General features: G+C 65.4%; 11 protein-coding genes. All 11 read left to right on the top strand.

What is annotated here, in order from left to right:
* Positions 1-536: beta-ketoacyl-[acyl-carrier-protein] synthase family protein (locus AC1D2K_RS20775; RefSeq protein ID WP_478090718.1), on the top strand; the 536-nt coding region annotated here is incomplete at its 5' end.
* 13 nt (positions 537-549) lie between these two features.
* The gene (locus AC1D2K_RS20770; protein ID WP_478090717.1) at positions 550-1,026 is read left to right on the top strand and encodes a hypothetical protein; all 477 of its coding nucleotides are present in this window, start codon (positions 550-552) and stop codon (positions 1,024-1,026) included.
* A complete protein-coding gene (gene rpoE / locus AC1D2K_RS20765) occupies positions 1,023-1,694 on the top strand; it encodes an RNA polymerase sigma factor RpoE (protein ID WP_478090716.1) in 672 nt (223 codons plus the stop codon). Before AC1D2K_RS20770 ends, rpoE begins: the two co-directional genes overlap by 4 nt.
* Positions 1,695-1,707: 13 nt before the next feature.
* Positions 1,708-2,349 carry a sigma-E factor negative regulatory protein gene (locus tag AC1D2K_RS20760; protein WP_478090715.1) on the top strand — a complete coding sequence of 214 codons (642 nt, stop codon included), beginning with the start codon at positions 1,708-1,710 and terminating at the stop codon, positions 2,347-2,349.
* 23 nt (positions 2,350-2,372) lie between these two features.
* Positions 2,373-3,431, top strand: a complete 1,059-nt coding sequence (locus AC1D2K_RS20755) for a MucB/RseB C-terminal domain-containing protein (protein WP_478090714.1) — start codon at positions 2,373-2,375, stop codon at positions 3,429-3,431.
* Between the two features lie 34 nt (positions 3,432-3,465).
* Positions 3,466-4,941, top strand: coding sequence for a DegQ family serine endoprotease (locus AC1D2K_RS20750; RefSeq protein ID WP_478090719.1), 1,476 nt, complete (start codon positions 3,466-3,468; stop codon positions 4,939-4,941).
* A 609-nt stretch (positions 4,942-5,550) separates the two neighbouring features.
* Complete coding sequence (gene lepA, locus AC1D2K_RS20745; RefSeq protein WP_478090713.1) at positions 5,551-7,362, top strand: translation elongation factor 4; 1,812 nt, start codon at positions 5,551-5,553, stop codon at positions 7,360-7,362.
* A gap of 141 nt (positions 7,363-7,503) precedes the next feature.
* Positions 7,504-8,475: a signal peptidase I gene (gene lepB, locus AC1D2K_RS20740; RefSeq protein WP_478090712.1), complete on the top strand. Its 972-nt coding sequence runs from the start codon at positions 7,504-7,506 to the stop codon at positions 8,473-8,475.
* Positions 8,476-8,506: 31 nt separating this feature from the next.
* On the top strand, positions 8,507-8,863 hold the full coding sequence (locus AC1D2K_RS20735; protein ID WP_478090711.1) for a DUF4845 domain-containing protein: 357 nt from the start codon (positions 8,507-8,509) through the stop codon (positions 8,861-8,863).
* A gap of 10 nt (positions 8,864-8,873) precedes the next feature.
* Positions 8,874-9,572, top strand: a complete 699-nt coding sequence (rnc, locus tag AC1D2K_RS20730; protein ID WP_478090710.1) for a ribonuclease III — start codon at positions 8,874-8,876, stop codon at positions 9,570-9,572.
* A partial coding sequence (era, locus tag AC1D2K_RS20725) for a GTPase Era (RefSeq protein WP_478090709.1) occupies positions 9,569-10,279 on the top strand: 711 nt, incomplete at its 3' end. The genes rnc and era, both read left to right, overlap by 4 nt.

Genomic DNA, 10,279 nt, shown 5'->3' with positions numbered 1-10,279 from the left:
GCGAGGGGGCCGGTGTCGTGGTGCTCGAGGAGTACGAGCGCGCCAAGGCTCGCGGTGCCAAGATCTACGCCGRAGTCTCCGGCTTCGGCATGAGCGGTGATGCTTTCCACATGACCGCCCCCAACGTCGACGGCCCGCGCCGCTCGATGGCGATGGCGCTAGCCAACGCCGGGGTCAATGCCGACCAGGTGCAGTACATCAATGCCCACGGCACCTCGACGCCGCTGGGTGACCTGAACGAGACCAACGCGATCAAGAACGCCTTCGGCGAGCATGCCCGCAAGCTGGTCGTGAACTCGACCAAGTCGATGACCGGCCACCTGCTGGGCGGCGCCGGCGGCATCGAGTCGGTGTTCACCGTGCTGGCCCTGTATCACCAGAAGAGCCCGCCGACGATCAACATCTTCAACCAGGATCCGGAGTGCGATCTCGACTACTGCGCCAACGAGGCGCGCGATCTGAAGATCGATGTCGCGGTCAAGAACAATTTCGGCTTCGGCGGCACCAACGGCACGCTGGTGTTCAAGCGCGTTTGATACTTCCCTACCCATGCACAGCGCCCCGTCGGTGAACTATCCGGTGGGGCGTTCGCGCAAGGCGGAGCGGCTCCTGATGCTGCTCTGGGTGCTCGGCGTCGGCTGTGTCACGCTGGCCTGCGTCCGATCGGGCGGCGAGCTCGACTGGCGGCAGGCGATGCTGGCCTTCAGCGCCGTCGTTGCCGGGGTGGCCGGCTGGACCGGCGTCCTGCGTTCTTCTGCTTCGGCGGAACTCCAGTTCGACGGTCAGGCCTGGGCGATCACGGGCGGCGCTGCGCAACGGGCGGCCTGCGCCAGCGTCGCCCTCGACCTGCAATCCCTGCTGCTGGTGCGCCTCGCCGGGCCTGCCCGGGCTCGGCGCTGGATCTGGCTCGACCGCCAGGCCATGCCGGAGCGCTGGCCCGACCTGCGGCGCGCGCTCTATTCGCGTGCCGGTGCGGCCGAGCCGGTCCCTCGTCCGGACGGCTCGGCGCATCATCCTTCGCCATGACCGCTTCGCTGCCTCCCGAACCACCGGACACCGGTCCGGGCGACGCGCCCGCCGCTGCCAGGCCGGGCGAGGTCGACTTCCAGCTGGTCCAGCGCACCGTGGCGGGCGACCAGAAGGCCTTCGAGCTGCTGGTCATCAAGTACCAGCGACGGATCGAACGCCTGATCGGACGCATGGTGCGCGACGTCAACCTGGTCGAGGACATCGCCCAGGAGACCTTCATCCGCGCCTACCGCGCGCTGCACCAGTTCCGCGGCGAGGCACAGTTCTACACCTGGCTCTACCGGATCGCGGTCAACACCGCCAAGAAGGCGCTGGTCGACATGAAGCGCGACCCGACCATCTCCGAAAGCGCCCTCCGAGCGTCTTCTGACGACGAGGATGAAACTTACCGGCCCGGAAACGAACCAATCAGCGACGAGACCCCCGAATCCGTGATGGCGGCCAACGAAATCGCCGCTGCGGTCGAAGCGGCGATGGAAGCGTTGCCGGCCGAGTTGCGGCAGGCAGTGACGCTGCGCGAAATCGAGGGCATGAGTTACGAAGAGATCGCCGAGGTCATGAACTGTCCGATCGGCACGGTGCGGTCGCGGATCTTTCGCGCCCGCGAAGCGATTTCGGTCCGGGTCAAGCCCTTGCTGGACAACCAGTCGGGCAAGCGTTGGTAAGCAGGTGAACAAGATGAACCAAAGAAACACAGTCCAAGAGCAGGTTTCCGCGCTCGCCGATGGCCACTTGCGCGACGACGAGTTCGCGCAGGTGATCGGCCGACTCTGCGTCGACGACGAATTGCGCGCGACCTGGCAGACCTATCACGTGGTGGGCGACATCTTGCGTTCGGGTGGCCACGCCGCTTGCAGCGACACTTCGATTTTCCTGTCGCGCTTCCAGAGCCGTCTCGCGGCCGAGCCGGTGGTGCCGGCCCTGCTGCCGGTGCCGCCGGAGCCCAGGTTGGTGCAGCGACGGGTCGAAGCCGCCAACGAACCGGTGTTCCGTTGGAAGCTGGTGGCCGGCGCGGCCTCGCTGGCGGCGGCTGCGGCGATCGGATGGAACTGGGTCGGCGTTGCGGATTCCCGCCCCACCGGCGCCCAACTGGCGCTGCAGCAGGCAGCACCGGCCGTGTTTGCCACGGCCGAGGCACCGACTCAGGCGGCCCCGAACTTCGCATCGACCCGGGTCACGATCGGCAGCGGCAATCCGCAGGTCATGCTGCGCGATCCACGGCTGGACCAGTTGCTCGAAGCGCACCAACAGGCAGGAGGAGCTTCGCAGATGCCCTCGGGATTCCTGCGCAACGCCACCTTCGATCGGCCGTCGCGCTGACGCGCGCGCCGTCAGTCCTTGCGATGACTCATTCGATGCCGATCTCCGCGCGCGGGTTCCTGGTTCTGGTGGCCGCGCTGTGCATGGCACAGGTGTCGCTGGCCCAGGGCCGAAGCCCTTCGCCGTCCGTGCAGAGCGTACCCAGCGCGACCGGCGGCGACGCGCCCGCGATGGGCGTGGTCGAGTGGCTGCAGCGCATGCATGCCGCCGCGCGCCAGCGCAGCTATGTCGGCACCTTCGTGGTCTCTGTGCCGGCCGGCAACCTGTCGAGCGCACGGATCTGGCATGTGTGCGAGGGCGACCTCCAGATGGAGCGCATCGAGGCCCTGTCGGGTCCGCCGCGCTCGACCTTCCGGCGCAACGACCAAGTCGTGACCTTCCTGCCGGAGTCGAAGATCGTCAAGCGCGAGAAGCGCGAGAACCTCGAGCTGTTCCCGAACCTGTCGGGCATGCCCGATTCATCGATCGCCGAGTCCTACGGCGTGCGCGTGATCGGCAAGGACCGGGTGGCCGGCTTCGATGCCGACGTGATCCAGATCGAGCCGCGCGACGCCTTGCGTTTTGGCTACCGTGTCTGGAGCGAGCGGCGCTCGGGCCTGGTGATCAAGCTGCAGACGACCGACCGCGACAGCAAGGTGATCGAGCAATCGGCCTTCTCCGAACTCCAGCTCGATGCACCGGTCAAGATTCACGCGCTGACGCAGATGATGGGCAGCACCGCGGGCTACCGGGTCGAGAAGTCGGAGCTCGAGCGCACCACGGCGCAACGCGAAGGCTGGGCGCTCGGCAAGCCGGTGGCGGGCTTCAGGCCGGTCAGTTCCTTCCGCCGCCCGATGGGGGGCGACGGACAGGGCTATACGATGCAATGGACTTTCTCGGACGGGCTGGCGACGGTCTCGCTTTTCATCGAGCCTTACGACGCGCAGCGCAAGCCCGAGGAAGTGCTGCTCGCACTGGGTGCCACTCACACGCTCACGCGTCGAATGACGGACAAGGATGGCGATTGGTGGCTGACCGCCGTCGGCGAAGTCCCGCCGCAGACGCTGGATGCGTTCGCGCGAGGCCTGGTCCGTTCGCGCTAGGCAGTTTTTGTCTCTCCAACGAAAGAAACCGATGATGCTCAAGATCAAGGGGAACACCTTCCGTTCGGCCCTGATGGCCTGCGCGTTCGCGCTCGCTTCGACCACCGCGCTGCTGCCGGCAACGCCTGTGCACGCGCAGGCACGGGCCCTGCCCGATTTCACCGACCTGGTCGACCAGGTCGGCCCGTCGGTGGTCAACATCCGCACCATCGAGAAGGTCGCCCAGGGCGGCGGCAGCGGCGAGCCCGACGAGGAGATGCAGGAGTTCTTCCGGCGCTTCTTCGGCCAGCCGATGCCGGGCATTCCGCGCCAGGGTCCGCGCCCGAACCGGCCGCAGGCGCCCGACGAAGAGCGTCCGCGCGGCGTCGGCTCCGGCTTCATCCTGTCGTCCGACGGCTTCGTGATGACCAATGCGCACGTGGTCGACGGCGCCTCCGAAGTGCTGGTGACTCTGACCGACAAGCGCGAGTTCAAGGCCAGGATCATCGGCGCCGACAAGCGCACCGACGTCGCGGTCGTGAAGATCGACGCCACCGGCCTGCCGGCGGTCAAGGTCGGCGACGTATCGAAGCTGCGCGTGGGCGAGTGGGTGATGGCCATCGGCTCGCCCTTCGGCCTCGAGAACTCCGTCACGGCCGGCATCGTCAGCGCCAAGCAGCGGGACACCGGCGACTACCTGCCATTCATCCAGACCGACGTGGCCATCAATCCCGGCAACTCCGGCGGCCCGTTGATCAACATGCGCGGCGAAGTGGTGGGCATCAACAGCCAGATCTACTCGCGCTCGGGCGGCTTCATGGGCATCTCGTTCTCGATCCCGATCGACGAGGCCAGCCGCGTCGCGGACCAGCTGCGCTCCTCGGGCCGCGTTTCGCGCGGGCGCATCGGCGTGCAGATCGACCAGGTCACCAAGGATGTGGCGGAGTCGATCGGCCTGGGCAAGGCGCAAGGCGCGCTGGTGCGCGGCGTGGAGTCCGGCTCGCCGGGCGAGAAGGCCGGCATCGAACCCGGCGACATCATCACCAAGTTCGACGGCAAGCCGATCGAGAAGCCGAGCGACTTGCCGCGCCTGGTGGGCAACACCAAGCCCGGTACCAAGAGTTCGATCACCGTCTTCCGTCGCGGCAGTTTGCGCGACATCAACGTGACCATCGCGGAGATCGAACCCGACAAGCCGGCGAAGGTCGCGGCCGATCGCAACGAACCTGCGGCGAAGCCCTCGGCTTCGGCTGCCGCCAAATCGATGGGGCTCGCGCTCAGTGATCTCACCGAAGCGCAGAAGAAGGAGCTCAAGCTCAAGGGTGGCGTGCGCATCGATGCCGCCACCGATGCGGCCGCTCGCGCGGGGCTGCGCGAAGGCGATGTGGTGCTGGCGGTGAGCAATGTAGAGGTTGCGAATCTCAAGGAATTCGACGCCGCACTCGCCAAGGCCGACAAGAGCAAGCCGGTCAGTCTGCTGTTCCGCCGGGGCGATTGGGCCCAGTACGCGCTGCTCCGGCCGGCTCGCTGATCGGGCCAGGCCGGTGCCGGGCCGCTCCCAAGCCGGCCTGCGGCCCCCTCGGGGGGGCAGCGACCCACATGAAGTGGGGGAGCGTGGGGGCCATTCAGGCGTCAAGTGGCCCCACCCCGCAGTCGGGTTTGGGGCCATTTTTTGGCCGCTGTCGCGCGTCAACCGCACCGTCCAAGAAATTTTTTTGACAGTTCGCGTGATCGATTTTGGTTGGCGATCACTAACTTAAAAGGCCTCTAACGATGAATTTCGGTAGAATAGAGCTCCTCCGGACCCCACTCGTCGCATAAGCGATCCGAGGTGCTTCACGATGCGAGATACCCGCTGCCCGTCCACCGGCGCTCCACAGTTCGCCCACAAGTTGTTAAGCGATTGCTCCACCGATCCTGTTGATAAGTTGTTCATAAGTCGCATGTTGCTGACCTGCAACGACCCCTCCCGGGCTTTGGCCCGGCTGTACGCGCCCCCCTTTTTGCCTACAATGAAGTCCCAACTACTGCAGTTGCCATTGCTTGTTGGTTCAGGGCGCGTCTCTTGGGGACGCGCCCTTTTTTCTTGCCTGTCGCCTTCTGCGCACGAGCCAATTCAAGTACTTAAGCGTTCCCGTTGATGAATCACATCAGAAATTTTTCGATCATTGCGCACATCGATCACGGCAAGTCGACGCTTGCCGATCGCTTGATTCAACGCTGTGGCGGTCTCGCCGAGCGCGAGATGGAAGCGCAGGTTCTCGACTCGATGGACATCGAGAAAGAGCGTGGGATAACCATCAAGGCACAGACCGCCGCGCTGCACTACAAGGCCAAGGATGGGCAGGTCTACAACCTCAATCTGATCGACACGCCGGGCCACGTCGACTTCTCGTATGAAGTGAGTCGATCGCTGTCGGCATGCGAAGGTGCATTGCTCGTCGTCGATGCGAGCCAGGGTGTCGAAGCGCAGACGGTGGCCAACTGCTACACCGCGCTCGACCTCGGCGTCGAGGTGGTGCCGGTGCTCAACAAGATGGATCTGCCGAACGCGGACCCCGACAACGCGCGCACCGAGATCGAAGACGTGATCGGCATCGACGCGACCGATGCGATCCCGTGCTCCGCGAAGACGGGCATGGGCATCGAGGAAATTCTCGAGGCCGTGGTCGCCAGGATGCCGGCGCCGCGCGGCAACCCCGACGGTCCGCTGCGCGCGATGATCGTCGACAGCTGGTTCGATCCCTACGTCGGCGTCGTGATGCTGSTGCGCGTCGTCGACGGCCGGCTGGTCAAGGGCGAGCGCATCAAGATGATGGCGTCGGGTGCGATGTACAACGCCGACAACATCGGCGTGTTCACCCCGGCCAACGAGCCGCGCGCCTCGCTCGAGGCCGGCGAGGTGGGCTACATCATCGCGGGCATCAAGGAGTTGCAGGCCGCGAAGGTCGGCGACACCGTGACGCTGATCAAGCCCGGCACCGGCGGCGCCGCGGCCACCGCGACCGAGGCGCTCCCCGGCTTCAAGGAGATCCAGCCGCAGGTGTTCGCCGGGCTCTATCCGACCGAAGCGAGCGAGTACGACTCGCTGCGCGACGCGCTCGAGAAGCTGAAGCTCAACGACTCCTCGCTGCGCTACGAACCCGAAGTGAGCCAGGCGCTGGGCTTCGGCTTTCGCTGCGGCTTCCTCGGCCTGCTGCACATGGAGATCGTGCAGGAGCGGCTGGAGCGAGAGTTCGACCAGGACCTCATCACGACCGCGCCCAGCGTGGTCTACCAGGTGGTCAAGAACGACGGCGAAGTGATGATGGTGGAGAACCCGTCGAAGATGCCCGACGTCGGCAAGATGGCCGAGATCCGCGAGCCGATCGTCACCGTGCATCTCTACATGCCGCAGGAATACGTCGGCGCCGTGATGACGCTGGCCAACCAGAAGCGCGGCGTCCAGCTCAACATGGCCTACCACGGCCGCCAGGTGATGCTGACCTACGAGATGCCGCTCGGCGAGATCGTGCTCGACTTCTTCGACAAGCTGAAGTCGGTCAGCCGCGGCTACGCCTCGATGGATTACGAGTTCAAGGAATACCGGGCCTCGGATGTCGTCAAGGTCGACATCCTGCTCAACGGCGAGAAGGTCGACGCGCTGTCGATCATCGTCCACCGCAGCCAGAGCCAGTACCGCGGCCGGGCCGTGGTGTCGAAGATGCGCGAGATCATCTCGCGCCAGATGTTCGACGTCGCGATCCAGGCGGCCATCGGGGCCAACATCATTGCGCGTGAGACAATCAAGGCGCTGCGCAAGAACGTGCTCGCCAAGTGCTACGGCGGCGACATCACCCGCAAGAAGAAGCTGCTCGAGAAGCAGAAGGCGGGCAAGAAAAGAATGAAGCAGATCGGCTCGGTCGAGGTCCCGCAAGAGGCCTTCCTTGCCATCCTGCAGGTAGAGGACTGATGGACCACCCCCGAAGCGGCTGCGGCGCCGCCCCCTCCAGGGGACGATACCTGCGGCCCGAAGCCGGTTCCGCGGTATCCCCGGCCCCTGACTGCGACGGATTCGTGGGCCATGGGTCGCGCAGCACACAAGAAAACTAAGATGGCATTTCTCACTTCCCTGATTCTCGCGGCCTTCGTCGGCTACATCGGCGCCTGGTATTTCGGCGTGGTCGAAGGCAACTTCGCACTGCTGCTGTTCCTGGCGACCGTGGTCACCGGCCTCTTCTGGCTGGCGGAGCGCTTCTATTTCCTGCCGAAGCGCGCCCGCGCCGCCGAGGCGCTCGACGCCTCGCTGGCCCAGCGGCGCGAGGAGCTGGCGCGCCAGGGCATCACGCAGGTCGACACGGTCGACACCAAGGCCCGCGAACGCCTGATCATGCAGCCGTGGTGGCTGGACTGGACCGCCGGGCTGTTCCCGGTGATCCTCGCGGTGTTCCTGCTGCGCTCGTTCCTGTTCGAGCCGTTCAAGATCCCGTCGGGCTCGATGATGMCGACACTGCTCACGGGCGACCTGATCCTGGTGAACAAGTTCGTCTACGGGCTCAGGCTGCCGGTGAGCAACACCAAGATCACGGATGGCCGCCCGCCGGCGCGCGGCGACGTCATGGTGTTTCGTTATCCGCCCAAACCGAGCATGGACTACATCAAGCGCGTGGTCGGCGTGCCGGGCGACGAGGTCGCCTACCTGAACAAGAAGCTCACGGTCAACGGCGAGCCGGTCCCCAAGGTGTCGATTCCCGACTACTTCGATGAGGAGACGATGCGCTACCTCAAGCAGTACACCGAGGATCTGGGCGGCAAGGAGCATCGCCTGCTCAACGACGACACGCGCCGCGCAGGGCTTTCCGAGGTCGAGATCATGCAGTTCCCGAACCAGGAAAATTGTCGTTACAGTGTCGAGGGCGTGGTGTGCAAGGTGCCCGAGGGACACTATTTCATGATGGGCGACAACCGCGACAACTCGCTCGATTCGCGCTACTGGGGCTTTGTTCCGGACCAGAACATCGTCGGCAAGGCCTTCCTGGTGTGGATGAACTTCGGCAACCTCAAGCGCATCGGCACATTCCAATAAGCATCCGGATTTTCATCGAGGGGAAGAGGGCATGAGAGCAAGGCAGACAAGACATCAACAGCGCGGAATCTCTTTCATCGGGCTGCTGTTCGTCGCCATCGTGCTGGCCTGTGCCGGCGTGGTTCTGGCGCAGGTGATCCCGACCCTGATCGAGTATCAGGCGATCACCAAGGCAGCCAACAAGGCCAAGGAAGGCACGACGGTGCCCGAAGTGCGGGCCATCTTCGACCGCGCCCAGGCCATCGACGACTTCAAGTCGRTCAGCGGCAAGGACCTGGATGTCAAGAAGGACGGCGACAAGGTGGTCGTGTCTTTCGCCTACGACCGCGAGATCCACCTGTTCGGCCCCGYCTACCTCGTGCTCAAGTACCAGGGCCAGTCCCGTTGACGTTCTCCCTGTGACCGACGGCGGCCTCGTTGCGCTGCAGGGGCGCCTCCAGCACACATTCGCGGATGCGCGGCTGCTGCAGCTCGCGCTGACGCATCGCAGTTTTTCAGCCGACCACAACGAGCGGCTGGAGTTTCTCGGCGATTCGGTGCTGAACCTGGCGGTCTCGCACCTCCTGTATGTGCGTCTGGCGACGCTGCCCGAGGGCGACCTGTCGCGGGTGCGGGCCAACCTCGTCAAGCAGGACACCCTGCATCAGCTGGCGCTCAAGCTGGCGCTGTCGCCTTTGCTGCGCCTGGGCGAGGGCGAGGCGCGTTCGGGCGGCCAGAATCGGCCCTCGATCCTGGCCGATGCGCTGGAGGCGGTGATCGGCGCGGTCTACCTCGATGCCGGCTATGGCGCGGCCCAGGCGCTGGTGCACCGGCTCTACGAATCGGTCGCGATCAGCCCGCGCATGGACGCGGCCTCCAAGGACCCGAAGACCGAATTGCAGGAATGGCTGCAGGGTCACAAAATGAAGCTGCCCGCCTACCGCGTCGTCGGAACGCTGGGAGCGGCACACAAGCAAACTTTCGATGTCGAGTGCGAGGTGCCCGACCTGGGCCTGCGCGAACGCGGCATCGGCGGCTCGCGCCGCGCCGGTGAGCAGGCCGCCGCGGCGGCCATGTTGATCCGGCTCAAGGCGCGCGGCGCGAAGGCAACCCCATGAACGAAGCGAACGAATCCATCCTCCCCCCGCCCGATGACGGGGCGGGAGGCCCCCGGCGCTGCGGCCTGGTGGCCATCGTCGGCAAGCCCAATGTGGGCAAGTCGACGCTGCTCAATGCCCTGGTCGGGCAGAAGATCAGCATCACCTCGCGCAAGGCGCAGACCACGCGGCACCGCATCACCGGCATGCGCACGCTGGGCGCGACCCAGTTCGTCTTCGTCGACACGCCGGGCTTCCAGACCCTGCACGCCAATGCGCTGAACAAGTCGCTCAACAAGACCGTGCAGGGCGCGGTGGGCGATGTCGACCTGATCCTTTTCGTGGTCGAGGCCGGCAGTTTCACGCCGGCCGACGAGCGCGTGCTCAGGCTGCTCGGCAAGGGCATCCCGACCGTGCTGCTGGCCAACAAGCTCGACAACGTGCACCGTCGCGGCGACATCGCCCCCTGGCTGCAAACCATGCAGCAGAAGCACGAGTTCGCCGAATTCGTGCCGATGTCGGCCAAGAATGCGAAGGATGTCGAGCGCCTGTTCGGCATCTGCGAGAAGTACCTGCCCGAACAGGACTGGTTCTACGCCGAGGACGAACTCACCGACCGCAGCGAGAAGTTCCTGGCCGGGGAGCTGGTGCGCGAGAAGCTCTTCCGCCTGACCGGCGATGAACTGCCCTACACCTCGACCGTCGTGATCGACAAGTTCGAGGAGGAG

This window comes from Variovorax sp. P1_H12_2 (genome assembly GCF_056405335.1).
The sequence above is the reverse complement of the archived record's forward strand: the minus strand, read 5'-3'. Positions and strand labels throughout refer to the sequence as shown.

Coding starts and splice junctions, on each gene's coding strand:
- rpoE (WP_478090716.1), top strand. CDS start 1,023: ATGACCGCTTCGCTGCCTCCCGAACCACCGGACACCGGTCCGGGCGAC.
- AC1D2K_RS20770 (WP_478090717.1), top strand. CDS start 550: ATGCACAGCGCCCCGTCGGTGAACTATCCGGTGGGGCGTTCGCGCAAG.
- AC1D2K_RS20755 (WP_478090714.1), top strand. CDS start 2,373: ATGACTCATTCGATGCCGATCTCCGCGCGCGGGTTCCTGGTTCTGGTG.
- AC1D2K_RS20760 (WP_478090715.1), top strand. CDS start 1,708: ATGAACCAAAGAAACACAGTCCAAGAGCAGGTTTCCGCGCTCGCCGAT.
- AC1D2K_RS20750 (WP_478090719.1), top strand. CDS start 3,466: ATGCTCAAGATCAAGGGGAACACCTTCCGTTCGGCCCTGATGGCCTGC.